Genomic DNA, 24,000 nt, shown 5'->3' with positions numbered 1-24,000 from the left:
AATGGCGGGGTCGAAATCGGCCCAAGTTGTAAGCCATGATTGCGATCATGCTCAAAAAGTGGCGACCAACTGTCGTATCCGGCCCCTGTACGGTGGGTCGGTACGCCAATCCTGACTATGGGTCACGCCGCCGCCCTGGGCAGCCGCGGCCCGGGTCGCGGCTAGAGCGCGGGGTTGGGGCAGCGTAGGTGGATGGCTTCGATCGCTGCCAGCAGCGCGGGATCGAGGGGGAGGTCGAGGCAACCCAGGTTTTCCTCCAGCTGTGCTGCAGTGGTCGCACCGATGATGGTGCTGCTCACATACCAGCGCTGCATCAGCCAGCAAAGCGCCAGCTGCGCAGGGCTGAGCCCGTGCTCGCGCGCCAGGCGCGCATAGTCGGCAATCGCCGACTGCACATGGGGTTTGCGGTAACGGGCGCCGAATTCGGGGAAACGGGTCATCCGTCCGTCGGCGCCGGGGTCATCCTGGTACTTGGCACTGAGCAGTCCGAATGCCAGCGGGCTGTAGGCCAGCAGGCCCACGTCCTCGCGGTGGCATACTTCGGTCAGCCCGTGCTCGAAGCCGCGGTGCAGCAGGTTGCAGACGTTCTGGATGCTGATCGGCCGCGGTAGCCCGTGCTCGCGTGCCAGACGCAGGAATTCCATCACCCCCCAGGGGGTTTCGTTGGACAGACCCACGTAGCGCACCTTGCCGGCCCGCACCAGTTGGTCGAGGGCCTCGAGCTGCACGTACACCGAAGGCACTTCGGTGGGCTCCTTGGCCGGATCGAAGTCGGTCTCTCCGAACATCGGCACATGCCGTGCCGGCCAATGCAACTGGTATAGGTCGATGTAGTCGGTGCGCAATCGCGACAGCGAGGCGTCGCACGCGGCGACGATCTGATCGGCGGTGTACTGGGGGCCGCCGCGCATCCAGGCCATGCCGCGCTGCGGCCCGGCGACCTTGGATGCCACGACCACCCGGTCGCGCGGCTGCCGCACCAGCCAGTCACCGAGAATGGCTTCGGTGCGGCCCTGCGTCTCGGCGCGCGCCGGTACCGGGTACATCTCGGCGGTGTCGATGAAATTCACGCCTGCCGCCAGCGCGCGATCCAGCTGTGCGTGCGCCTCGGCCGTGCTGTTCTGCTCGCCAAAGGTCATGGTGCCCAGGCATATGGCCGAAACGGTCAGGTCAGAGGCGGGCAGCAGGCGATAGCGCATGGCGATGGCTCCAGGAAGGCTGCGCGCAGCATGCCGCTGCGCGCCTGGCCTCGGTACGGAACAAGTTACTTTTGCGGTTTGCCGCCGCGCTTGTCCAGGTCGGCCGGGGTGACCTTGTAGCCGGCAGCGCGCAGCCGCGCCACCAGGCCGTCCTTGCCCGGCAGGTGCAGCGCGCCGACGGCGAAGAATGCCCCGCCTTGCGGCAAGGCCTTGATCATGCGTTCGGCCAGCCGCACATTGCGCTCGGCCAGCAGTACCCGCTGGCTCCAGTCGATGAAGAAGGCACGATCGGCCGCGGGGAATGCCTGCAGCAATGGATCGGACTGTGGCTGGGCCAGGCGCAGCATGCCCGGGTAGTCGCGCGCCACATAGCGCCCGATCAGCGCCTTGGTGCCGGCCTCCATCGCGCGCTGGTGGTCGATCAGCACCTTGAGCAGGGTCAGCTGCTTGTCCGCAGGGATCTCGGAGAACACCGCCAACTGCTCTGCCACCGTCTCGATGCCGTCGTACGCCTTACTCGATTCCACGGCGTTCTTGGCCAGCATCAGGTCCAAAGGCAACTGCCCGGTCGGATTGCGGGGGGCCATCAGGTACATCGCGGCCGCCCAAGGCTTCAGGCGCCGCGTTGCCGCCTCCGGATAGTGGCGCGCTTCCAGCTCGGGCACCAGCCGGGCATAGTGCTCGGGGCCCAGCAGGTCCTTCAGGCTTTCGCCTTCGGGCAGCAGCACCAGGTGCGCCTGTTCCATGAAGGCACCGAAGTCGAGCCGCACCTCGGTGGCGATCCGCTCCGCCCCGTCGAATGCGGCTTGCACCGCGGGCGAAAGGCGTGTCACTTGCGGATCGGAGACATGCGCGGTGCCGAACAGCCACGACGCCGGTTGGCCCGGCTTCTCAATGCGCCACAGGTGCGAGCGGGGGAAATCCGGCGACGTCGTCTCGGCGGCGTGGGCCGGGCCGGGCGCGAGCAGGGCGGCGGCGCAGGCGCCGGCGAGCAGCGGGCGCAGCAATTGGCGAAGGCGGGACAACATGGCAATCTCCGGTACGGGGCGCAAAGCTGGCAAGTATAGCGAGCTGTGTTGCGCGACGGGCAATGAGGCTGGCGTCCCGGATCATGATCGCGCCGCAACGGACGGCGCAAGGAGGAAACCAATGACACGTTACATCATGGGTGCGCTGGCCCTGTTGGCCGGCGTTGCATCGGCGCAGCCGGTATTGCCGGCCGATTTCGTCGGCAACTACTGGGCCAAGCTGCATCATGACCGGCGCGCGCGCGCCTTGCTGATCGATACGCTGCTGACCGAGCGGGCCGGCGCATTCACCGCCCACGGCCGCTTCGGCGTGATCTGCAAGGGGCTGGTGCCGGTGGTGATCGAGGGGCGGCGGCACAAGGAGGGCTGGCAGCTCAGCTTCTCGCCGTCGCAGAAGACAAGGATCACGCTGCAGGGTGATGCGAAGCACCTGTCGGGCAGCTATCAGGGTGAATTCGGCACCGGGCAACTGACCGTGGACCGCGGCGAGGTGGCGGTCAGTTGCCCCGAGCTTTTCGCCGGGGCCGCGTCGGAGGCCGCCACGCGCGACGATGCCTCCCGGCCAGCGCCCTAGCGGCGGTGTGTCCCAAAGTAAAAACCCGCCTCATCGGCGGGTTTTTCCTGGAAGGCCGGATCAGCCTTGCTGGGCACGCTGGTAGCTGGCGACGATCTCGGCCTCGGCGGCGGCCTTGTCGCCCCAGCCGGTCACCTTGACCCACTTGCCCTTTTCCAGGTCCTTGTAGTGCTCGAAGTAATGCTGGATCTGCGCCAGCAGCAACTCGGGCAGGTCCTCGAGCTTCTGGATGTGCTTGTACATCGGGCAGATCTTTTCCACCGGCACAGCGATCACCTTGGCGTCCTGGCCGGCCTCGTCTTCCATGCCCAGCACGCCGATGGCGCGGCACTTGATCACCATGCCGGGGGCCAGCGCGAACGGGGTGTGCACCAGCACATCCACCGGGTCGCCATCAAGCGACAGCGTATGCGGCACAAAGCCGTAGTTCATCGGATAGGACATCGATGTGCCGACGAAACGGTCGACCACGATGGCGCCGGCTTCCTTGTCGAATTCGTACTTGATCGGCGGCGCGTTGGCCGGGATTTCAATGATCACGTTGAAGTCGTTCGGCAGGTCCTTGCCAGCCGGGATCTTGCTGATGTCCATGTCGGGTCCTTGTCGGGGTGTGCAAAACGGGCGCAATTATATCGGAAGGCTTGTGCGTGGTGGCCGCCGCGCCAGCGGGCACGGCCAGGGCAACATTTGTTGCGCCAACTCAAGCTGCGGCGCGTCAAGCCGGCGTAGGCGCCGGCTACAATTCATCTCAACCGCGCACCCGACGAGCCTGCCATGAAACAGCACTACCTCACGCCCTTGTTCGACCCCAAGTCGGTGGCCGTGATCGGGGCCACCGAAACCGAGGGCGCGGTAGGCAGGACCGTGTTCGCCAATCTGGTCGAAGGCCGTTATCCGGGGCGCCTTTTTCCGGTGAACCTGCGACGCGACACGGTGCTGGGGATCAAGGCGGTGAGATCGGTGGCTGAGATCGACGGCCCCCTGGATCTGGTGGTGATCACCACGCCGTCGCGCACGCTCAAGGCGCTGATCGAGCAATGCGGCAGGCGGGGTGTCAAGGCAGTGGTGCTGATGTCGTGCGACTTCGTCGGGACCGACGAGCGCGCACGCACCTTGCTCGACCAATTGCTCGTGCTTGCCCGCCAATACGATCTGCGGCTGTTCGGCCCGACTGTGTTCGGGCTGGTACGGCCGATCTCGAATTTCCTGGCCGGGCACTATCAGGGCAGGATCACTGCCGGCAATCTGGCGCTGGTCTCGCAGTCCTCGTCGGTGGCTTCGGCCATCCTGGACTGGGCCGAATCGCACGAGGTCGGTTTTTCCAGCGTGGTGTCGCTCGGCACCGGCGCCGATGTGGATGTCGGCGAGACGCTGGACTATCTGGTGTCCGACCCCAGGACCCGCAGCATCCTGATCTACCTGGAAGACGTGCAGGATGCGCGCACGCTGATGTCCGCACTGCGTGCCGCCGCCCGCACTAAGCCGGTGATGGTGCTCAAGGTGGGCCGCTACGACGAGACGCTGGCGTTGGGCCGCACCCACAGCGAGCGCCTGATCGGACGCGACGACGTGTTCGAGGCCGCGCTGCGCCGCGCCGGGGTGCTGCGCATCCGCTCCATCAACCAGCTCTTCATCGCCGCCCGCGTGGTCAACGCCGGCTATCGCACGCGGGGGCGGCGTCTGGCCATCATCACCAACGGCATGGGCGCCGGCATGATGGCGGTGGACCGGGCACATGACCTGAATATCCAGTTGCCCACGCTCACCCCCGACACCATGGCCCAGCTCGCCGTCTGGCTGCCTGCGCAGGCAGAGCGCTGCAATCCGGTGGACGTGCTCGGCGATGCGCCGGCGGCGCGTTTTCGCGGCGTCACGCAGACGGTGCTGGCTGATCCGAATGTCGACGGTGTGGTGGTGGTGTTCACCCCGCAGGTCGGTACCGACCACATGGCGACCGCCGAGGCGATGATCGAGCTGCACCGCAGCACCGACAAGCCCATCCTGCTGGCCTGGATCGGCGGCAAGAAGGTGGAGGACAGCCGCCGGCTCCTGACCAAGCACAACTGCGCGCATTTCAACGCGCCCGAGCACGGCGTGGAGGTGTTCTATTCGCTGGCGGCATGGGAATACAACCAGCAGCTGCTGTTGCAGACCGCCGCTCCGCTCGGGGAGTGGGAGAACCCGGACTTCGAAACCGCGCGCATCATCATCGACACCGTGCTGGCCAGCGGACGCACGGTGCTCGATGAGATCGAGTCCAAGGCCATCCTGCGCGCGTTCCATATCCCGGTGATCCCGACGCTGCGTGCCGCCAGCGCCGACGATGCGGTCACCGTCGCCATGGGGCTGGGGCTGCCGATTGCGCTCAAGCTGGATGTGGAAGGGGTGGCCCACAAGACCGACATCGACGGCGTGACGCTCAACATCCAGAGCCTGGTCGGCGTGGCGGCCGAAGCGAACCGCATGCTGACCCGGGCGCGCGAGCGTTTCGGCGACAAGGTGCGCGGCCTGACGGTACAGCCGATGCATGGCCGCAGGTTTGGCCGGGAACTGATGTTGGGGGTGGCGCGCGACCGCGCCTTCGGTCCGGTGATCACCTTCGGTGCCGGCGGCATCGCCGTGGAGATCTTCAACGATGTGGCGGTGGCGCTGCCGCCGCTGAACGAGTACCTCGCCGCCAATCTGATCCGCCGTACCCGGGTGAAGAAGATGCTGGAGGTGTTCCGCAACCAGCCTGCGGTCAAAATCGATGCGGTGGCCGACGTGCTGCTGCGGCTGTCGGAGCTGGTGTGCGAGCTGCCGCAGGTGCAGCAGCTCGATCTGAATCCGCTGGTGGCGGACGAGCAGGGCGTGATCGCGGTCGATGCCCGCATCGTGGTGGCGCCGGTGCCGGAGCGCACGCGTCGTTATGCGCATATGGCGATCCATCCGTATCCGTCGCATCTGGTGCAGGTGCGCGAGCTGAAGAACGGCATACCGGTCACCATCCGCCCGGTACGGCCGGAGGACGCCGAGATGATGGCGCGCTTCGTTGCCGAGCTGTCCGACGAGACACGCTACAACCGCTACATGAACACGCTCAAGACGCTGCCGCAGGCGATGCTGGCACGCTTCACGCAGCTGGACTATGCCCGCGAGGTGGCGCTGGTGGGCACCCTGGGCGAGGGCGACGGGGAGCGCATCCTCGGAGTGGCACGCTTCACCGTCAACCCCGACTACGACAGCTGCGAATTTGCCATCGTCATCGCCGACACCATGCAGGGCAAGGGCCTGGGCAGCCAGTTGATGCAAGCGCTGTTCAGCGCCGCGCGCGACATGGATCTCGATACCGTGGAAGGCGAAGTGCTCACCAGCAACAAGACCATGCTCAATTTCATGAAACGGCTGGGCTTCGAGATTCACCCACATCCTGAGGACGAAGGGCTGAAGTGGGTGGTGAAGCGGCTGTAGCGGCGGTGTTGGCAGGGTGGCCGTGCAGTCGCGCAGGCATGGCGCTGCGGTTACGCCGGTCCACATAGTCGGCAAGCCGACAGCCAGATGTCGGCAGGCTGGGTGGTCCAGTCACTTGGTATTCAGCCTTTCATCAGTCAGCTGCTAGCATCCTTAGCACCTATGCCAAGGAGAGCCTGATGATGCAGCGCACTGCAGTGGGACTATTGTTGCTGATGGCGGCAGTGGCCGCATGGGGGCGACAGCCCGTCGCCACCGGGCGTGGTGGCGCGGTCGCCACCATTTCCGAGCCGGCAAGCCAGGCGGCGTTGCAGATACTGAACCGGGGCGGCAACGCGGTCGATGCCGCAGTGGCGGCTGCCGCCGTGTTGGGGGTGACCGACCCGTTCAGCTGCGGCATCGGTGGCGGCGGTTTCATGCTGATCTACCTGGCCAAGGACAAGCGCGTGATCGCGCTCGATCATCGCGAGACCGCGCCGGCCTACTTCCATCCTGCGGTATTCCAGCAAGGCGGCAAGGCGATGCCGTGGGAGGCGGCGGTGCCCTCCGGCGTCGCGGTCGGCGTGCCCGGCACGGTGCGCGGCTGGCATGACGCGCTGGCGCGGTACGGCACCATGGATTTCGCCCAGGTGCTCAAGCCGGCGATCAAGGTGGCCGAGCGCGGTTTCAGCGTCGGACCGAACTTCCACCGCATCAATAGCCGCAATGAGGCCAAGTTCGCGCGCTTCACCAGCACGAGTGCGCTCTACCTGAAGGATGGCAAGGCATTGCCGGTCGGCACGCATTTCCGCAATCCCGATCTGGCCGGCACCTATCGGCTGTTGGCCAGGCAGGGGGTGCGCGGATTCTACGAAGGACCGTTGGCGGCCCAGATCGTGCAGGCGGTCAACGCCCCGCCCACGCAGCCGGGTGAGGCTGTGCTCAGCGCGCAGATGACGCTGCACGATCTGAAGCACTACGAGGCGCGGCTGCGCCAGCCCATCCGCTCCACCTACCGCGGCTACGAGATCTATGGCATGCCATTGCCGTCAAGCGGCGGCATCGCCATCGCCGAGGCCCTCAATATCCTGGAGCAGTTCGACCTGAAGGCGCTGCCGCGCGCCCAGGCCGAGCACCTTTACCTGGAGACGTCGCGGCTGGTGTTCGCCGACCGCAATGCCTACGTCGCCGACGGCGAGTTCGTGGATGTGCCCGGCGAAGGGTTGCTGGCCAAGGCCTACGCCGCTGAGCGCGCCCGGGCGATCGATCTTGCCGCGGCAGCGTCCGGCAAGGTGGGGCCGGGCGATCCCTACCTGTTCCAGAACGACCAGTCGGTGCCGTTGCGACCGCAACCGGCTGCCCTGGCGGCGGAACCGGCCCACACCACGCATCTGACGGTGAGCGATCGCGAAGGCAATGTCGTGGCGTATACCTTCACCATCGAGGACTGGGGCGGCAGTGGCATCGTGGTGCCGGGACGTGGCTTCCTGCTCAACAACGAGATGACCGACTTCGATTTTTCCGGCCCCCATCCCAATGTGCCCGAAGCCGGCAAGCGTCCGCGCTCCAGCATGAGCCCGACCATCGTGCTGCGGCAGGGCCGGCCGGCGTTCACGCTGGGTTCGCCCGGGGGCTCCACCATCATCACCACCGTGCTGCAGACCATCGTCAATCACCTCGATCTGGGCATGAGCCTTGCCGATGCGCTGGCCGCGCCGCGGTTGAGCCAGCGTAACGGCAACGAGACCCAGGTGGAAAAGCGTTTCGGCTATGCCGCAAGCCCCCAGGCCAAAGCGCTGGCGGCGTATGGCCATCGTTGGAGCGAGACGGACGAGATCGGCGCCGCCAATGCCATCCGCTTCAACCCCGATGGGACGGTGACCGCCATCAGCGAACCGGTGCGCCACGGCGGTGGCAGTGCGCTGGTGCAAGGGCGCTGAAATGCACGGCTTCGTACCAGGCAGGCGCCCCATCTGGCGTTCTGCACGCCGCCGTCCGGTCTGCGTGCGCCTGCCGCCGCTGTGAGCAAGCTCGCCCCCTGGTCGCGAAAGCAGGGCTTTCCGGCGATAATCGCCGGCATTTGCAGCCAAGGGACGAGTGATGCGCGGATGGATACATAGTGTGTCCGGCTGCCTGCTGGGGCTGGCCATCCCGGTGGCGCCAGCGGTGGAAACAGTGTTCATGACCAGCGACACGGCGGCCCAGACCGTCGAAGTGCTGTATGTCAATCGCGGCCGGGCGGACGAGGCAGTGACGCCGTCGACCACGTTGTTCTGCCCTGGTTCGCGACTGTGCGACCTGACCCAGGCCGCCGCACCGTTCACCCTTGCTCCCGACAGCGCGCGCCTGCTGCGCTATGCGGTACGCAAGCCGGTGCAGCCGACACCGCCCAGCGTGCCGACACCGCTGCAACCGGGTACGCCGCTGCCGGCGGAGGTGCAGATCCAGAACACCGCGGTCACCAACTATGCCGCGGCGCGCTTTGCACCGTTGGAGCCGATGTATTTCCTGATGGCACCGGACGGCGAGGACGCCCGCTTCCAGTTCAGCTTCCGCTATCAGCTGTTCGATCCGGACAGTGCACTGGCGCGCCGGATGCCCTGGCTGGCCGGATTGCGCTTTGCCTATTCGCAGACCTCGCTGTGGAACCTGTCCGAGGATTCCACCCCGTTCTACGACACCAGCTACAAACCGGCCTTCTACTACGAGCGCGCCAACCTTGCCCGTATCCCCTACGTGGATCGTTTCGATCTGGCCTATGGTTTCCGGCACGAATCGAACGGCAAGGGCGGCAGCGAATCGCGCGATCTGAACCAGCTGTTCATCAATCCGACCTTCAACTGGGGTGATGTGGACGATCTGCACCTGATCTTTTCGCCGGTCTTTGCCACCTATCTGACCGAAATGGACGAGAACCCAGATATCGCTGGTTATCGCGGCTATGTGGATTGGCATTTCAAGGTCGGCGACGGCCAGGGGCTCACTGCCGCGCTGCTGGGACGCTACGGCAGCAAGGGCAAGGGGTCGGTGCAGGTCGATCTGGCCTATCCGCTGCGGGCGTTCGGCGCGGATTTCTTCGCCTACCTGCAGTATTGGGACGGCTATGGGGAGAGCCTGCGCAGCTACGACCGTCGTACCAACAGCCTGCGCCTTGGCATCGGGTTTGTCCGATGAACGATGTCATCGATCTTGAAGTCCTGCATCGGCCGGCCGATGCAGCCCGGCGCCGGGCCGCCCCGCCGCTGTTGTTCGTCCACGGCGCCTATGCCGGTGCCTGGTGCTGGGAGGAGACCTTCCTGCCGTACTTCGCGCGGCTGGGCTACGACTGCCATGCGTTGAGCCTGGCCGGGCACGGCGGCAGCGAAGGGCGCGACCGGCTCGACAACTTTACGCTGAACGACTTCCTCGACAACGTGGCCAGCGTTGCCGGTGCCTTGCCGGCGGCGCCGGTGTTGATCGGTCATTCGCTCGGCGGCTATCTGGTGCAGCGCCATGCGCGCCGCAGCCAGGTCGCCGGACTGGCGTTGTTGGCCAGCGTACCGCCTTACGGGTTGTCCGGCTCGCTGGCCTATGTGGGCCTGACCGGACCGCATCTCTTGGCCGGGCTGTCGCGCTTCCAATGGCACGAGGCACCGGACCGGATCGACCTGCGGGTGCTGCGCGAACTGCTGTTCTCGACCACCTTGCCGCAGGCGCGGCTGGATGCCTTCGCCGCGCGCGCACAACCCGAATCCACCCTGGCCCTGGCCGAGCTGATGCTGCCCCAGCCGTGGCAGATGTTCGGCCTGCCGCGGCCGCTGCCCTGCCTGGTGGTGGGAGCGGGGCAGGATAGGATCATCAGTCCTGCCGATGTGGTGGCCACGGCCCGGGCCTGGGGCGTGCCGGCGCAGTTCTGTCCGCAGATCGGCCATGCGCTGACCGTGGACGACGGATGGGAGCAGGTGGCTGGCATGGTGGCCGATTGGTTGGCACGGCATTTCGGAGGCAAACGATGAGCTGGCGGAACGATCCGGCGGTGGCACGCGCGGGGGCGGCCGAGGCAGGCGGCGACTGGATGACTGCGTATCGGCACTATGACGAGGCACTCGCCCGCTGGCCGCGGCAGCTGCCATTGCAGCTGGCCTGCGGCATCGCCGCCACCCGTGCCGGCGAATCGGCCGCGGCGCGTGCACTGCTGGAGCCTGCGCTGCGTGAGTCCCCGGGGCAAGCGCACGGCTGGGCGGCGCTGGGGCAGGCCTGTGCGCGACTGGGCGATCCTGTGGCGGCACGTGCGGCGCTTGCACGCGCGGTTGCGCTCGATCCCCGGTCGCCCGCGCTGCGGCTGAACCTGGCCAATGTGCTGCGCACGTTGGGCGAAACCGCCGCAGCACGCGCCGAGCTGGAGCGTGCATTGCAACTGGCTCCGGATTACGCGCCGGCCCACTACAACCTGGCCAATCTGCTGCGGGACAACAATGCGCCAGAGGCTGCCAAGGCGCACTACCTGGCAGCGCTCGACGCGGCGCCGGATCATCTGGAAAGCCGGTACAACCTGGGCTGCCTGCTACGCCAGCACGGCGAGATGACCGAGGCGCTGGCCACGTTCGAAGCCGTGCTCGCACGCGCGCCCGGCCATGCCGATGCCTGGCACAACCTGGGTGGCTGCCGGCGGGCGCTGGGGGATTGGGAGGGCGCACGGGCGGCGTACCGGCAGGCGTTGGCGTTGAGTGATACGCCGCTGCCACGCTATGCCCTGGGCACGCTGGATCTGTTGCACGGGCGCTGGCGTGAAGGTTGGATCGGCTACGAGGCGCGCTGGGCGGCCTGTGGCGTGACCCCGCCGACCGTGCCGCTGCCGCGCTGGCACGGTGAGGCGGTCGCGGCGACGGCCCGGCTGCTGGTGTTTTCCGAGCAGGGGTACGGCGATCTGCTGCAGTTTGCCCGCTTCGTACCGCAGTTGCAGGCGCGGTTCGCCACGGTCACGCTGGCCTGTCCGCCGGCCATGGCACGCCTCATGGCCGCCAGTCTGGATGGGGTGACTGTCTGCGACCACCTGCCGGACCCGGCGACGTTCACCCACTGCGTGCCCATCATGTCCCTGGCCGCCACGCTGCAGGTCGATGAAGCGATGCTGCGCACCTTCCCCGTCCCTTATCTGCGCACCCCGGAAGGGGGCGCGCCAGCCGTGCGCGGCACGGGCTTGAACATCGGGCTGTGCTGGACCGGCAATCCCGGGCAGGCCGACAACATCCAGCGCACCGTCCCGCTTGGTTTGCTGCGCAATCTGGCCCACCTGCCCGGCATCACCTGGCACAACCTGCAGCAAGGCAAGGCCGAGCAGGCGCGGGCCGCCGGCTTCACACTGCACGACGCCAGTGCCCATTGGCGCGATTTTGCCGATACCGCCGCCTATCTGGATGGGCTCGATCTGGTGATCAGCGCCTGCACCTCGATCGCGCACCTGGCCGGGGCCTTGGGGCGGCCGGTGTGGCTGGTCAGTCGCTTCGACGCCGATTGGCGCTGGCTGCTGGCGCGCGAGGACAGCCCGTGGTATCCCAGCCTGCGCCTGTTCCGACAACCGCGCCCGGGCGATTGGCCTGCCGCTGTTGCGGCGCTGGAAGGCGCATTGCGCCAGCGGCTTGGCGCCCCCATCTGATACGACATGCCATGGATGGAGCAAGCCAGGATGAGCGACAAGATTGCAAAAAGCGATGAACAATGGCGGGCCCAGCTGAGCCCCGAACAATATCGGGTGACCCGGCAAGCAGGCACCGAGCGCCCGTTCTCCGGCGAGCATTACCTGCGCAATGCACAGGGTGATTATCTGTGCGTCTGCTGCCAAGCCTTGCTGTTCCATTCCGATACCAAGTTCGATGCCGGCTGCGGCTGGCCGAGCTTCTGGGAGGAGGCACAGCCCGGGGCGATCATCCGGGTTCCGGATTACAGCCACGGTATGGTACGTACCGAAGTGCGCTGTGCCCGTTGCGATGCCCATCTGGGTCATGTGTTTCCCGATGGCCCGGCGCCAACCGGCGAGCGCTATTGCATCAACTCGGTTGCCATGACATTCGAGCCGACTGCCTAAGCTGCGTACGTCAGATTAAATTGTAAGTTTATGGGGTCGCCCTGGTGTCATCGCCCAGCGTCGATGTTATCCTCTATTGCCCTGTTGCTTGGTGCGCCATGCACGCTTACTTGGAGAGGACCCCCGATGCAAATGTGGACGACGAAGACATTGGCCTTGATCGCCGCCCTGGGCGCGCTGGGCTTGGCCGGTTGCGGCAAAAGCGGTGATGAGGCACCCAAAGCGGCGGTGGATCAGAAGGAACTCATCAGTTCGATCAACGGATACCTCAGCACTGCTGAAAAGACCTGCATTCCGGTGCCGGTGCGCTTTGGCGATCCGGTCGACGAAAAGTATGAAGCGCTGACCGAACCCAATGGCGCGCAACTCGCCGCGCTGGTCAAGGCCGGACTCGTCAAGGTGGCACCGGTGGAAGGTGAGGCCGGCAAGGTGCAGTTCAACGTGACCGAGGAAGGCACCAATTACTACACCGGTCTGACCGAGCCTGCCGGTCCCGGTTTCTGCAGCGGCACGCTGGAAGTGGACAAGGTGGTCGAGGACAAGGTGGCCGAGCAGACCGCCAACTACCAGCGGCATACCGTCACCTACACCTACAAGGTGGCCAATCCCGCGGGCTGGCAGACCAACCCGGACATCCTGGCGCAGTATCCCAAGTTTGCCGAGATCGTGACCAAGGTCGGCGATGCGCAGCTGAAGAACGATGTGGAAGGGCGCGGCAAGGGCTGGAACGTGGTGGAGACCACGCAGTTCGCCAACTGAGGCCAGCCTTGATTCAATTCAACAAAAACCCCGCCGCGGCGGGGTTTTTGTTTGGGAGCAGCCGATGTGGCCAGGCGCTGCGTTCCTAGACGCCCAGCTCCTCGACCCAGGCCAGCGATTGCACATGCGCGCGGTTGAGCATTTCCGGCGTGATCTGCAGCTGCTCGCACAGTCGTGGCACCTCGCTCATATCCGGGTCCTCGCAGGCCTCGGCCAGTTCCAGGAACGGCCCGTAGATGCCGCTGCGTGCCAACAACGCATCGCTGATGCTGTCGGGCAGGATCAGCGTTTCCATGATGCGGTCCATCGGCATGTCGAGCAGCACATCCAGCAGCGAGAACATGCCCACGATGAAGAGATTGTCGCGGTCCTGGCCATCCAGCAGATGGCTGCCGAGCAGCTCCACCAGACGACCGCGGGTGACTGCGGTCTTCAAGAGGGCAGGGGGCGACCCGCTTTCCGCCCCGGCGGTCACCAGCAGCAACGTCAACCAGCGATACAGTTTCTGGTAGCCAAGGATGGTCACTGCGTGGCGGAAGGACTGGATCTCGCACGACAGCCCAAAGCCGACCGAATTGATGTAGCGCAGCAACTTGAATGACAGCGCCACATCCCGCTTGAGCGCATTCTCGATCTCGCGGATCTCTGCGTTGTTGCGCAGCATGTTCAGCAGGTTGAGGATATTGGCATAACTCGGATTGATCACCTTGGCCGACAGGGTTTCCGGGTGCGCAAAGTAGAAGCCCTGGAAGCAGTCAAGCCCGATGTCGAGGCACTGCTTGAATTCATCCTTGGTCTCGACCTTTTCGGCCACCTGCAGCACCGGGTACTTGCGCAGCTCCTTGGACAGCGTTGGCACCTGTGGCAGGCCCAACAGCTGGATATCAAGCTTGATGTAGTTGGCGAACTCCATGAACGGCAGTGTGTGCTGGGCCAGCACGAAATCGTCGAGCGCGATCCCGAACCCCTGGTTGCGCAGGTCCTTGATGCGGGTCAAGAGCTCGGGCGTGGCCGAGGTGGTCTCGACGATTTCAAGCACCACCCGTTGAGGGTGCAGCAGTTCCAGGAAGTTGCTCTCCAGCATGGACTCGGCCACGTTGATGAAGGCGAGCTTGCTGCCGACCAGCCAGTCGGTACCCATGTTGGAGATGGTGTTGACCAGCACATTGGTGCCGGCCTGCATGTCGCTGGAGAACTCGGCGGTGGTGGCCTGCTTGTCCAGGCGGAACAGCAATTCATAGCCAATGATCTGTTGCTGTCGGTTGAGTATGGGCTGGCGGCCGATATAGGCGTGTTCTTGCGTCATCTTCGAATCCTGCGGGCGGTGCGATGGCGTGGTTTCAGGGGCAAGCGGGCAGCATCACCCCGGTGCTTATCTCGTTATTTCAAGCTGCCGGTTCGGTCAGGCGCGAAGTCTTCACTGCCGAAGTATCCGCATTGGACGACGAAAGCAGGTCCTCCATATCCAGTACCAGCACCACCGACCCGTCTCCGGACAGCGTGGCGCCGGCCACGCCGCGTGGGCGGATGTTCTGCAGTGGTTTGATCACCACATCGTCGCGGCCGACGAAGCTGTCCACGGCCAGGATGAAGGAGTGCTCGGCCGACTGCATCAGCACGCCGAACAGGGGCACCTGGGTTTCCTGCCAGCCGATCAGCGCGGCCAGCGACTTCACCGGCAGGATCTCGTCGCGCACCACGATGGTGGCGCGCCCGGATACCTCCTGGACCTGTTCGCTGCGGATGGTGATGATCTCGCGCACCATGGCCAGCGGCACGGCGAAAGGCTGGTTGCACACCTTGACCACCAGTACCGGCAGGATGGCCAGCGTAAGCGGCAGCGAGATCGAGAAGCGCGATCCTTCACCGGCCACCGACTGGATGTCGATCCGGCCGTTGAGCTTCTGGATATTGGTCTTGACCACATCCATGCCGACGCCACGGCCGGATACGCTGGAAATCTGGTCCTTGGTCGAAAAGCCGGGCAGGAAGATCAGTTGCAGGCTCTGCTTGTCATCAAGACTGTTGGCGCTCTCGATGTCGATCAGGCCCTTCTCGACTGCCTTCTTGCGGATGACATCGGGGCGCATGCCACGGCCATCGTCGGTGATCTCGATCAGGATATGGTCGCCCACCTGGGTGGCAGACAGTTCGACCACCGCCTTGGCCGGCTTGCCGGTCGCCACGCGTTCCTCGGTGGTTTCGACGCCATGATCGACCGCATTGCGCACCAGGTGCACCAGCGGGTCGTTCAGGTCTTCGATCATGGTCTTGTCAAGCTCGGTTTCCTCACCGCTGATGACAAGTTCCACATCCTTGCCCAACTGCCGGGCCAGATCGCGGGCCAAGCGTGGGTATTTCTGGAACAGCCGGCCGATCGGCTGCATGCGCGTCTTCATCACCGCGTTCTGCAGATCGCTGACCAGTAGGTCGAGCTGGCTGATTGCCTCATCCATCGCCTTCAGCGTGGACGAATCCATCTTGCCCGACATGATGTCGGAACGCAGCGTGGTCAGCCGGTTCTTGGTGAGGCCGATCTCGCCGGAAAGATTGAGCACCTGGTCAAGCCGGACCGTATCGATGCGTATCGTGGTTTCCTGGGTGGCGGATGAGAGCTGCTGCGAGGGCGCAGGGGTGCTCTTGACCGGCGTGGCAGGGCGCAGGCCCTGCGCCGATTCGCTTGCGGCAGGCAATTGCACCGGTGCCGTCTCCAGCGCCGTCTGCGGGGTGGCTGACGTGTGATCGAGCAACGCATTGTAGAGGCCCGGCCAGTCGGGCTCGCCGGCGGCCGGCGCTGGGGACGGCGCCGCGGGAACGGGTGCTGCCGACACCGGGGCGGCTGGAACCTGCCCCTGCAGCACGGCATCCAGTTCAGCGATCAGCTCGGGCTGTGCCGGCTGCGGCACACGTCCCTGGGTCAGGGCACCGAACATCTCACGCACCACGCCGGTGGCGGCAAGGATGCTGTCCATGATCTCGGGCGTGAGCTTGAGCTCGCCGTTGCGCAACTTGTCGAACAGATTCTCGGTCCGGTGGCACAGGCTCACCATGGCGTCGACATTGAGAAACCCGGCGCCCCCCTTGATGGTATGGAACCCGCGGAAGATGTCGTTGAGCAGGTTCTTGTCGTCCGGACGCTTTTCCAGCTCGACCAGCTTGTTGTCGACTTCCGACAAGAGGTCCGACGCTTCGGTCAGAAAATCCTGCAGCAACTCTTCCATGCCGGCAAAGTCACTCATCTTGGCCTCCGTACGCGCATCCCGTACATCCAGTATTGTGGCTGTTCGATCAAAAACCCAGGCTTTCAAGCAGATCGTCGACCTGCTCCTGGCTCGTCACCACATCGGTACGGCCCTCCGCATTGATCACCGGGCCTGCCAGCAGGCCATCGTCGTGCCGCGTTCCCTGTGGCGAGAAGGCAAGCAGGAATTCCAGCAGCTGGCTTTCCATGTCCTTGGCCATCAGCAGCACTTTCTTGATCACCTGGCCCGTCAGATCCTGGAAGTCCTGGGCCATCATGATCTCCAGCATCTGGCTGTTGATCTGGTCGGATTGTTCAACCGATGTCTTGAGGTGTTGCCGCGTTCTTTGCACCAGGGCCTTGAATTCCTCGACTGACAGCTGGTTGGCGAACAGTTTGTCCCAATCGGCGCTCAGCGCACGTGAGCCGTTGGCGATCTGGTCCTGCAATGGCCGGGCTGCGTCCAGCGCATTCAGCGTGCGCTCGGCCGCCTGCTCGGTCATCGTCGCCACGTAGCTGAGGCGGTCACGCGCATCCGGGATCTGCGAAACCGCCTGTTCCAGCGACTTGTCGAGCCCCAGCTCGCGCAGCGTATCGTGCAGCTTGCGCGTGAGTTGCCCGATTTGCGAGAACATCGTACGGGCAGGTTCGGAAAGCTCTTCCACGCTTCCGCTCCTTGCCGGAGTCGCTGCCTGCGCCGTCGTCCCCGGTGTCCCGGACGCCGGTGGGTCGTCCTCGTGCTGTGCCTGCACGATGCTGTCGAACAGGGCTTCGAGTTCGGCGGAATCTCCGCTGTTGAGGGCTTGATCGCTCACGTGCGGCCTCCTTGAGCCTTGCTGCTGCTTTACTTATTCAGGTTCGAGAAGATCTTCTTGAGCTTCTCGTCGAGGGTCGCTGCGGTGAACGGCTTGACAATATAGCCGGAGGCGCCTGCGGTCGCGGCCTCGATGATGTTCTCTTTCTTGGCCTCGGCCGTAACCATCAATACCGGAAGGTGCTTGAGCTGCGCATCACCGCGGATCGCCCGCAGCAATTCGATGCCGGTCATGTTCGGCATGTTCCAGTCGGTCACGACAAAGTCGTAGGGCGTGTTTTTCAGCTTGTGCAGCGCAACCTGCCCATCCTCGGCTTCTTCCACATTGGAGAAGCCAAGTTCCTTCAGGAGGTTGCGGACGATGCGACGCATGGTGGAAAAATCGTCCACCACGAGAAAACGCATATTGTTATCTGCCATATCTTGGAACTCCATCCACGCGCCCGAAGCGCGCGACTTGAATCGGTTTTATGCTAGCTGACAACGTACGGCGTCACGGTGTCGGCAAGGATTACGGGGTCGAATTTTGCCACATAAGCATCGACGCCGACGCTCGCACCCATGGCCCGATTGGCGTTGGAAGACAGGGAGGAATGCATGACCACCGGAATACCACTGAAGCGGTGATCGGATTTGATGTGTTTGGTGAGCACGTAGCCATCCATCTCCGGCATTTCGGCATCCACCAGGATCATCTTGAGCTTTTCCTTGAGCAGCTCGCCGTCGTGGACTGCGCGGTTGGCCAGGTTCTGCAGCTTGTCCCAGGCTTCCTTGCCGTTGTTGGCCTGGTAGTACTTGATGCCGATCTTGTCGAGCACGCTGACGATCTCTTTTCTCGCCACCATCGAATCGTCGACGAAGAACATGAACGACTCGGGGTTGACATGGGTGCTCGGCAGGTCGGGTATCACCGGTTCGCCGATCACGCTGGAAAGGATCTGCTCCACGTCCAGGATGGAGACGAGCTTGCCGTCCGGCAGCTCCGTCAGCGCCGTGATCAGTGCCTGGTTGCCGGCCAGCATCGCTTCCGGGGCGCGCACCTTGTCCCAATCCACTCGGATGATCCGGTCCACCTCATGCACGAGAAAGGCCTGGGTATGCTTGGAGAATTCGGTGACGATCATCGTGCTGTTGGCGTCGCTGGATGGCTTTTCCTGCGTGGCGACAAACTTCGAGAGCGAGATCACCGGAATGATATTGCCCCGCAGCGAGATCACCCCTTCCACACCCAGCGGCATATTGGGCGTCTTGGTGATCTTCGGGGTCTGCGAAACTTCGCGTACCTTGAAGACATTGATGCCGAAGATCTCGCGGGTGCCCAGCGAGAACAGCAGGATTTCCATCTTGTTGGAGCCCGCCAGTTTGGTGCGGGCATCCACGCTTTCGAGCAGATTGGCTTGCATGATGGTCACGCTCTTGAATGTGGCTTGGTTGGCAGGCTGGCGGCATTCATTCCTTGAGCAGGAAGCTCGCGATCATCTGGGACAGCTTGTGCGGCTCGAACTTGGACACATAGCCATCCACGCCCACCGACTGCCCAAGCTTCTGGTTGGAGGCGCCGGAGAGCGACGAATGCATCAGCACCGGAATCCCGGCAAAGCGCGGATCGCTTTTGAGCAGCTTGGTGAGCATGTATCCGTCCATCTCGGGCATTTCGACGTCGGTGAGCAGCAGGTGCACCAAGTCCCGGACCTCCTTGCCCTGCAGCGCCGCCGATTGCGCGATGCGCTGCAGCTCATCCCAGGCGCGCTTGCCGTTGATCGCATACTGATAGCGCACGCCCATCGCATCGAGCGTCTGGCTGATCTGGCGGCGTGCGACGGTCGAATCGTCCGCGAAGAAGATGTTCTTTTCCGAGAAATTGCGGTTCTGCACCACCAGCGAGGTATCGATGTCGTCGGCGGTCTGGGTGGTCTCGGCCAGCACCTTTTCCACGTCGAGCATCATCACCAGCTTGCCGTTCTCAAGCTCGGTCACCGCAGTGACAAGGCCGCCCATCTGGGTGAGCAGCATATCGGGCGGCACGCGCATCGAAGACCAGTCCAGCCGCAGGATCGTGTCGACCGCCTCGACCAGGAAGCCCTGGGTATGGCCGTTATACTCGGTGACGATCATGATCCCGGGACGGGTGTCGCTGCTGACGCCGGCATACTTGGCAAGGTCGACCACTGGCACCAGCACGCCGCGCAGGCTGACCATGCCTTCGACCGACGAAGGCATTTCCGGCGCTTGCGTGATATCGGGCGTGCGCATCACTTCGCGCACCTTGAACACGTTGATGCCAAAGTTCTCACGCCGGCCGGAACGTTGATCCACCCCCAGGGTGAACAGCAGGATCTCAAGCTTGTTGGTGCCGGCGAGCTTGGTTCGGGCATCGATGGTTTTCAGAAGATCAGACACGATGCGACTCCAGAACACATGGCCGATGGATGGCCGGTAAGGATTGAGTGGATACTGATGACGCGATTCCAGCACGCATAGGTTGTCAGGATGGGCTGGCGGTCAAGTCGCAGTCAATTGCTCGAAACCCTAAATAGAGTCCGCAAAACCAAGCTGGATGCGGGATTAAGGCTCTTTATAATGCAAAAGAACCGATGCTACAAGGAGTGCGGGAATTGGCCGAACAACCGCCGGGGATTGATCCAAAAGAGCTGGAAACGGCTTTTTCGCTATTCACCGTTGCTTCCGAACAGCTGACAGAAGCTTACTCTGAACTGCAATTGCAGGTGGAGTCGCTCACGCGGCAGTTGGAGATCGCCAATGGCAACCTGCGCCGCGAGTTGGAGGAAAAAGCAGCGCTTTCGCGCCGCCTTTCGCTATTGCTGGCAAATCTGCCGGCAGGGGTGGTCGAGATCGATGGCGTGGGAAAGGTGATCGCGATGAATCCGGCCGCCCATCGCCTGTTGGCGCCATTGTGCGAAGGCATGGATTGGGAGCAATTCAGCCGCGAGCAGCTGGAGCTGGACACCGTATCCGACCTGTGGCGCCACCACCATGCCGACGGTGTGCTGCAGTTGAATCTCAGCTATGGGGACATGCCTCAGGAGACACATCGCATCGTCCTTGTGCACGATCTGACCGAGAGCTGGAACCTGCAACAGGATCTTGCACATCACAAGCGGCTTGCCGCGATGGGGGAAATGGCCGCCGGGCTTGCCCATCAGCTGCGTACGCCGCTTGCGACGGCGCTGCTCTATAGCGCCAATCTCACCAAGCCCCAGCTGCCCGAGCCGGACAGGATCCGCTTCGCGCAAAAGTCGCTGGCACGGTTACGCCACCTTGAATCGCTGATACAGAACATGTTGCGGTTCGTGCGCGGCCAGGCATTGCCGTTGGAATCATGCGATCTGACCTCATGCATCCAGGAGGCGGTGCAGACCATGCAGCCGCAACTGGAGGCCGCAGGGCTGCAACTGATTTGCTCGCTTCCTGGACATGCAATACTTGCCATGGTCAATAGAAAGGAACTTCAGGGTGTCGTCCTCAATCTTCTTGACAATGCTATGCATGCTACGCAAAGCGGAGGCACAATCATGGTCAGTCTGGCCTGCGACGACGGGCAGGCCGTGGTGACGGTGCGCGACACCGGGGCAGGGATGGGGCCTGAGGTGCTGGAGCGCCTGTTCGAGCCTTTTTTCACCACACGCAAGGAAGGAACCGGGCTGGGGCTTGCTATCGTGCAAAATCTGGTGTCACAGTTCGGCGGGACTGTGGAGGCGACCTCCTCGCCCGGCGAGGGCAGCGAGTTTATGCTGCGGTTGCCACGGCTGGCCGGGGCATCTAAGGTATGAGGACGCCGGAAGCCCTTAAGGGCTGCGTCAGTTAATTATGGATTACGGCAATTTGGCAACAATTACTAAGAGGTCGATTTCCTTATGACGCCTACCGTTGAGATCGAAGGGGATGTGGGCCGCGTTATTTTGTCCGGGCAGTTCGACTTCAGCGCGCACCGGGAATTTCGCCAGGTCTGTGAGACATTGATCGCCAATCCTTCGGTGAAGGAAGTGCTGGTCGATTTTCAGAACGTCAATTATCTGGACAGCTCGGCGCTGGGCATGCTGTTGCTTCTCAAGGAAAAAATCGGCGTGGCCAACAAGAGCCTCGCGCTGGTGAATTGCCGCGATACGGTCAAGCAAGTTCTGGAAATCGCCTGCTTCGGCAAGATCTTTACCATTCGCTGATTATTCCCCTGGCATGAAAATCCTGGTTGTCGACGATACCGAAGCAGTCCTGTTGCTGATTTCCCGTTTCGTCGAAGCCCTGGGCCATATGGCCGTCATTGCGCGCGACGGCGCGGAAGCGGTCCAGGTCTGGCGGCAAGAGCGTCCGGACCTGGTGCTGATGGACATGATGATGCCGGTGCTGAGCGGGCCGGAAGCCGCCATGGCCATCAAGAACGAAGCGGGGGAGAGCTGGGTGCCCGTGGTCTTCGTCACCGGGGTGGGTGAGGAGAACCGTCTGGCCGAGGCGATCGAGCGCGGCGGCGACGACTACATCAACAAGCCGGTCAATTTCCGGGTGCTCGAAGCCAAGCTCAAGGCGTTCGACCGCACGCTGGAGCTGAACCGCAAGGTTCGCGAGCAATCGAGCAAGCTTGCCGACTATTACGACCGGGCCGAGGAAGAAAAGCGCGTAGTGCGCCATCTGATGGAACAGATGGTGAACGCGGAGCGCCTCTATGACCCGCTGCTTGAATACTGGCTCACGCCTGCGGAAAGCCTGTCCGGTGATCTGATCGCCGCGGCGCGTACACCCGGCCAATCGCTGTATATCCTGCTGGCCGACGGCATCGGCCATGGCCTTACTGCGGCCCTCAACGTGCTGCCACTCACGCAACCCTTCTACAGCATGACCGAGAAGGGATATTCGATCTCCGACATCCTCACCGAAATGAACAACAAGGTCCGCCAGGTCCTGCCGGTGGGACGGTTTGTCGCGGTGGTGCTGATTGCGATCGATGAGGTGAACGGCTGGGTGGATGTGTGGAACGGTGGCATGCCGGGCGTGCAGCTGGTCGGGATCGACGGCCAGAGCCAGCATGTGTGGAAATCCGCGCATCTGCCGTTGGGGATCGTGCCGACCGAGGCGATGGACGTGATCCCCGAGCGCCACTATTTCAGCGCTCCGGGCACGGTGATCGCCTATTCGGACGGACTGATCGAAGCGCGCAATCCCCTGGGTGAGCCTTTCGGCATCCAGCGGCTCATGGATGTAGTCGCCACCTATCCGCCTGCCGAACGCATGGCGCTGGTCAAGCGCCGCTTGACCGAGCACCTGGACAACGTCCCGCATCACGACGACATTTCGCTGGTGATGGCCCATTGCGGCTTGCCGCAACGCGCACTGCCGATCCACAGCGCACCCAGCGCCGCCGATCCCATGCGCTTCCAGGAGCTTGCGGAATCCCGCTGGCGCTACAGCCTGAACCTGGGGGCGCAGCAGCTGCAGCACATCAACACCGTGCCGTTCATGATGAACTTCATCAACAAGGTGATCGGCCCGGGGGAAAGCCAATCCGATGTATTCCTGATCCTGACCGAGCTGTTCGTCAACGCGCTCGATCACGGGGTGCTGGGCCTGGATTCCTCGCTCAAGCGCGAGCCCGAGGGGATAGAGCAATACCTGACCGAGCGCGCGCGCCGGCTTGCGATGTTGCAGCAAGGGCATGTCGAGATCGATCTGACCGGCATGTGGCTGGATGGGCAGGATTATCTGCGCATCATCGTCAAGGACAGCGGGCACGGCTTTGACTGGCCGGGTTGGCTGACCAACGATCTCTCCACGGCCGGCGGCCTGAGTGGACGCGGCATCGCCCTCATCCGCGCCCTGTGCGACATGCTGCAGTATCGGGGGACGGGCAACGAAGTGCATGCCTACTACCGTGTCCGCAGCAAGAAGCCATAACGGGCCGCGTGCCGAACTTGCGATCGGGGTGATCACTCGTCAAGATGACATGGTGTAAAAGCCCTGCGTTTTACCAGGGTTGCCCGGCGATGCCGGACCGCGCGAGCGGTGAGTGGCCGGCAAGGATGACGGGCTGTGCAAAGGGGATCGCCGGTCCGGCGTGGACACCGGCAACACCCTGCGATACCCCCTCACCCTCTGCGCGGCGAGCAGTGCGGTTGCGCAACACAGACCCACAGGCCCCAACCGGCGACGTGCCGGAAAGTTATTGCGATCATGGCCGACGACAATCAACGAGACCCACCCAAAAAGCACGCGCCCCGGCGCACCACCGAGCTGCCCAATCTGACGGTGCCGCCAAGCCATAGCGCCGACGTGGTCCTGGCGCTGCAGCCGCGTGCACCGCACCGGACGGAGTGCGTGATCGTCGTGGGCGCCTCCACCGGCGGCACCGAGGCGCTAAAGGATCTCCTCACCCCCATTCCCGCGCATGCCCCGCCGATCCTGATCGCACAGCATATGCCGGAATTGTTCACCCGCTCGTTTGCCGAGCGCCTGGACGCGATTTGCCGCATCCGGGTCAAGGAGGCACAGGCCGGCGAGCGGCTGCTGCCCGGACATGCCTATATCGCCCCCGGGCATTCCCACCTGATGCTGGCGCTCAAGGGCGGGCAGTATGTGTGCGATCTGTCGCAGGGGCCGTCGGTGAATCGGCATCGCCCCTCGGTGGATGTCCTGTTCCGCTCGGCTGCCAATGTCGGAGGCAGGAACGTGCTCGGGGTGATCCTCACCGGCATGGGGCGGGACGGTGCGCAGGGCATGCGCGAACTGCACGACGCGGGCGGCTACAATCTGGCTCAGGACGAAGCCAGCTGCGTGGTGTTCGGGATGCCCAAGGAGGCGATTGCACTGGGCGGTGTGGATGAAGTGCTGCCATTGCGCGATATCGCGCAACGGTTGATGGTGTTGGCGGGCAAGCGGGCCTGAT

21 protein-coding genes are annotated in these 24,000 nt (G+C 63.8%); 12 read left to right on the top strand and 9 right to left on the bottom strand.

What is annotated here, in order from left to right; all coding sequences use genetic code 11:
* Positions 1 to 161: 161 nt before the first annotated feature.
* On the bottom strand, positions 162 to 1,199 hold the full coding sequence (locus tag N8I74_RS14990; protein ID WP_263123917.1) for an aldo/keto reductase: 1,038 nt from the start codon (positions 1,197 to 1,199) through the stop codon (positions 162 to 164).
* A 65-nt stretch (positions 1,200 to 1,264) separates the two neighbouring features.
* Positions 1,265 to 2,227, bottom strand: coding sequence for a TraB/GumN family protein (locus tag N8I74_RS14985; RefSeq protein ID WP_263123916.1), 963 nt, complete (start codon positions 2,225 to 2,227; stop codon positions 1,265 to 1,267).
* Between the two features lie 121 nt (positions 2,228 to 2,348).
* On the opposite strand from N8I74_RS14985, the gene N8I74_RS14980 reads away from it, so the two are divergent.
* On the top strand, positions 2,349 to 2,801 hold the full coding sequence (locus N8I74_RS14980) for a hypothetical protein (RefSeq protein WP_263123915.1): 453 nt from the start codon (positions 2,349 to 2,351) through the stop codon (positions 2,799 to 2,801).
* Between the two features lie 60 nt (positions 2,802 to 2,861).
* On the opposite strand, the gene ppa is transcribed toward N8I74_RS14980, so the two are convergent.
* Positions 2,862 to 3,392 carry an inorganic diphosphatase gene (gene ppa, locus N8I74_RS14975; protein ID WP_263123914.1) on the bottom strand — a complete coding sequence of 177 codons (531 nt, stop codon included), beginning with the start codon at positions 3,390 to 3,392 and terminating at the stop codon, positions 2,862 to 2,864.
* A gap of 183 nt (positions 3,393 to 3,575) precedes the next feature.
* Here ppa and N8I74_RS14970 point away from each other — a divergent pair, with 183 nt between their 5' ends.
* The 7 genes from N8I74_RS14970 (at position 3,576) to N8I74_RS14940 (ending at position 13,053) form a co-directional block, all read left to right on the top strand.
* Entirely contained in the window at positions 3,576 to 6,251 is a 2,676-nt protein-coding gene (locus tag N8I74_RS14970) for a bifunctional acetate--CoA ligase family protein/GNAT family N-acetyltransferase (RefSeq protein ID WP_263123913.1), read from the top strand.
* Positions 6,252 to 6,430: 179 nt separating this feature from the next.
* The gene (ggt, locus tag N8I74_RS14965) at positions 6,431 to 8,170 is read left to right on the top strand and encodes a gamma-glutamyltransferase (RefSeq protein WP_263123912.1); all 1,740 of its coding nucleotides are present in this window, start codon (positions 6,431 to 6,433) and stop codon (positions 8,168 to 8,170) included.
* 181 nt (positions 8,171 to 8,351) lie between these two features.
* Positions 8,352 to 9,404: a phospholipase A gene (locus tag N8I74_RS14960; RefSeq protein ID WP_263123911.1), complete on the top strand. Its 1,053-nt coding sequence runs from the start codon at positions 8,352 to 8,354 to the stop codon at positions 9,402 to 9,404.
* Positions 9,401 to 10,225, top strand: coding sequence for an alpha/beta hydrolase (locus N8I74_RS14955; RefSeq protein ID WP_263123910.1), 825 nt, complete (start codon positions 9,401 to 9,403; stop codon positions 10,223 to 10,225). The genes N8I74_RS14960 and N8I74_RS14955 overlap by 4 nt, the downstream gene beginning before the upstream one ends.
* Positions 10,222 to 11,865 (top strand): tetratricopeptide repeat protein, encoded by a 1,644-nt coding sequence (locus N8I74_RS14950; protein WP_263123909.1) that lies wholly within the window; start codon positions 10,222 to 10,224, stop codon positions 11,863 to 11,865. Before N8I74_RS14955 ends, N8I74_RS14950 begins: the two co-directional genes overlap by 4 nt.
* A 30-nt stretch (positions 11,866 to 11,895) precedes the next feature.
* Entirely contained in the window at positions 11,896 to 12,294 is a 399-nt protein-coding gene (gene msrB / locus N8I74_RS14945; protein WP_263123908.1) for a peptide-methionine (R)-S-oxide reductase MsrB, read from the top strand.
* A gap of 132 nt (positions 12,295 to 12,426) precedes the next feature.
* On the top strand, positions 12,427 to 13,053 hold the full coding sequence (locus N8I74_RS14940; RefSeq protein ID WP_263123907.1) for a hypothetical protein: 627 nt from the start codon (positions 12,427 to 12,429) through the stop codon (positions 13,051 to 13,053).
* Positions 13,054 to 13,138: 85 nt separating this feature from the next.
* On the opposite strand, the gene N8I74_RS14935 is transcribed toward N8I74_RS14940, so the two are convergent.
* The 6 genes from N8I74_RS14935 to N8I74_RS14910 all read right to left on the bottom strand — a co-directional run bounded on the left by N8I74_RS14935 (position 13,139) and on the right by N8I74_RS14910 (position 19,508).
* Positions 13,139 to 14,359 carry an EAL and HDOD domain-containing protein gene (locus N8I74_RS14935; protein WP_263123906.1) on the bottom strand — a complete coding sequence of 407 codons (1,221 nt, stop codon included), beginning with the start codon at positions 14,357 to 14,359 and terminating at the stop codon, positions 13,139 to 13,141.
* Between the two features lie 79 nt (positions 14,360 to 14,438).
* Positions 14,439 to 16,292, bottom strand: a complete 1,854-nt coding sequence (locus N8I74_RS14930) for a chemotaxis protein CheA (protein WP_263123905.1) — start codon at positions 16,290 to 16,292, stop codon at positions 14,439 to 14,441.
* A gap of 49 nt (positions 16,293 to 16,341) precedes the next feature.
* The gene (gene cheZ / locus N8I74_RS14925; protein ID WP_263123904.1) at positions 16,342 to 17,109 is read right to left on the bottom strand and encodes a protein phosphatase CheZ; all 768 of its coding nucleotides are present in this window, start codon (positions 17,107 to 17,109) and stop codon (positions 16,342 to 16,344) included.
* A gap of 29 nt (positions 17,110 to 17,138) precedes the next feature.
* Complete coding sequence (cheY, locus tag N8I74_RS14920; RefSeq protein ID WP_263123903.1) at positions 17,139 to 17,528, bottom strand: chemotaxis response regulator CheY; 390 nt, start codon at positions 17,526 to 17,528, stop codon at positions 17,139 to 17,141.
* Positions 17,529 to 17,581: 53 nt separating this feature from the next.
* Positions 17,582 to 18,511: a chemotaxis protein gene (locus N8I74_RS14915; RefSeq protein WP_263123902.1), complete on the bottom strand. Its 930-nt coding sequence runs from the start codon at positions 18,509 to 18,511 to the stop codon at positions 17,582 to 17,584.
* 46 nt (positions 18,512 to 18,557) lie between these two features.
* A complete protein-coding gene (locus N8I74_RS14910) occupies positions 18,558 to 19,508 on the bottom strand; it encodes a chemotaxis protein (RefSeq protein WP_263123901.1) in 951 nt (316 codons plus the stop codon).
* A 215-nt stretch (positions 19,509 to 19,723) separates the two neighbouring features.
* On the opposite strand from N8I74_RS14910, the gene N8I74_RS14905 reads away from it, so the two are divergent.
* The 4 genes from N8I74_RS14905 to N8I74_RS14890 all read left to right on the top strand — a co-directional run bounded on the left by N8I74_RS14905 (position 19,724) and on the right by N8I74_RS14890 (position 23,999).
* Positions 19,724 to 20,899, top strand: coding sequence for a sensor histidine kinase (locus N8I74_RS14905; protein WP_263123900.1), 1,176 nt, complete (start codon positions 19,724 to 19,726; stop codon positions 20,897 to 20,899).
* 84 nt (positions 20,900 to 20,983) lie between these two features.
* Positions 20,984 to 21,289, top strand: coding sequence for an STAS domain-containing protein (locus tag N8I74_RS14900; protein ID WP_263123899.1), 306 nt, complete (start codon positions 20,984 to 20,986; stop codon positions 21,287 to 21,289).
* Positions 21,290 to 21,302: 13 nt separating this feature from the next.
* The gene (locus N8I74_RS14895) at positions 21,303 to 23,012 is read left to right on the top strand and encodes an ATP-binding SpoIIE family protein phosphatase (protein ID WP_263123898.1); all 1,710 of its coding nucleotides are present in this window, start codon (positions 21,303 to 21,305) and stop codon (positions 23,010 to 23,012) included.
* Between the two features lie 276 nt (positions 23,013 to 23,288).
* Positions 23,289 to 23,999, top strand: a complete 711-nt coding sequence (locus N8I74_RS14890) for a chemotaxis protein CheB (RefSeq protein WP_263123897.1) — start codon at positions 23,289 to 23,291, stop codon at positions 23,997 to 23,999.
* Position 24,000: the final 1 nt, after the last annotated feature.

The sequence above is a fragment of the Chitiniphilus purpureus genome, from assembly GCF_025642115.1.
In the GTDB taxonomy this organism is placed as follows: Bacteria; Pseudomonadota; Gammaproteobacteria; order Burkholderiales; family Chitinibacteraceae; genus Chitiniphilus; species Chitiniphilus purpureus.
The sequence above is the reverse complement of the archived record's forward strand: the minus strand, read 5'-3'. Positions and strand labels throughout refer to the sequence as shown.

What these genes read in the sequence shown, in the direction of transcription:
- N8I74_RS14990 (WP_263123917.1), bottom strand. Translation starts at nt 1,199, where the DNA reads ATGCGCTATCGCCTGCTGCCCGCCTCTGACCTGACCGTTTCGGCCATA.
- N8I74_RS14985 (WP_263123916.1), bottom strand. Translation starts at nt 2,227, where the DNA reads ATGTTGTCCCGCCTTCGCCAATTGCTGCGCCCGCTGCTCGCCGGCGCC.
- N8I74_RS14980 (WP_263123915.1), top strand. Translation starts at nt 2,349, where the DNA reads ATGACACGTTACATCATGGGTGCGCTGGCCCTGTTGGCCGGCGTTGCA.
- ppa (WP_263123914.1), bottom strand. Translation starts at nt 3,392, where the DNA reads ATGGACATCAGCAAGATCCCGGCTGGCAAGGACCTGCCGAACGACTTC.
- N8I74_RS14970 (WP_263123913.1), top strand. Translation starts at nt 3,576, where the DNA reads ATGAAACAGCACTACCTCACGCCCTTGTTCGACCCCAAGTCGGTGGCC.
- ggt (WP_263123912.1), top strand. Translation starts at nt 6,431, where the DNA reads ATGATGCAGCGCACTGCAGTGGGACTATTGTTGCTGATGGCGGCAGTG.
- N8I74_RS14955 (WP_263123910.1), top strand. Translation starts at nt 9,401, where the DNA reads ATGAACGATGTCATCGATCTTGAAGTCCTGCATCGGCCGGCCGATGCA.
- N8I74_RS14950 (WP_263123909.1), top strand. Translation starts at nt 10,222, where the DNA reads ATGAGCTGGCGGAACGATCCGGCGGTGGCACGCGCGGGGGCGGCCGAG.
- msrB (WP_263123908.1), top strand. Translation starts at nt 11,896, where the DNA reads ATGAGCGACAAGATTGCAAAAAGCGATGAACAATGGCGGGCCCAGCTG.
- N8I74_RS14940 (WP_263123907.1), top strand. Translation starts at nt 12,427, where the DNA reads ATGTGGACGACGAAGACATTGGCCTTGATCGCCGCCCTGGGCGCGCTG.
- N8I74_RS14935 (WP_263123906.1), bottom strand. Translation starts at nt 14,359, where the DNA reads ATGACGCAAGAACACGCCTATATCGGCCGCCAGCCCATACTCAACCGA.
- N8I74_RS14930 (WP_263123905.1), bottom strand. Translation starts at nt 16,292, where the DNA reads ATGAGTGACTTTGCCGGCATGGAAGAGTTGCTGCAGGATTTTCTGACC.
- cheY (WP_263123903.1), bottom strand. Translation starts at nt 17,528, where the DNA reads ATGGCAGATAACAATATGCGTTTTCTCGTGGTGGACGATTTTTCCACC.
- N8I74_RS14915 (WP_263123902.1), bottom strand. Translation starts at nt 18,511, where the DNA reads ATGCAAGCCAATCTGCTCGAAAGCGTGGATGCCCGCACCAAACTGGCG.
- N8I74_RS14900 (WP_263123899.1), top strand. Translation starts at nt 20,984, where the DNA reads ATGACGCCTACCGTTGAGATCGAAGGGGATGTGGGCCGCGTTATTTTG.
- N8I74_RS14895 (WP_263123898.1), top strand. Translation starts at nt 21,303, where the DNA reads ATGAAAATCCTGGTTGTCGACGATACCGAAGCAGTCCTGTTGCTGATT.
- N8I74_RS14890 (WP_263123897.1), top strand. Translation starts at nt 23,289, where the DNA reads ATGGCCGACGACAATCAACGAGACCCACCCAAAAAGCACGCGCCCCGG.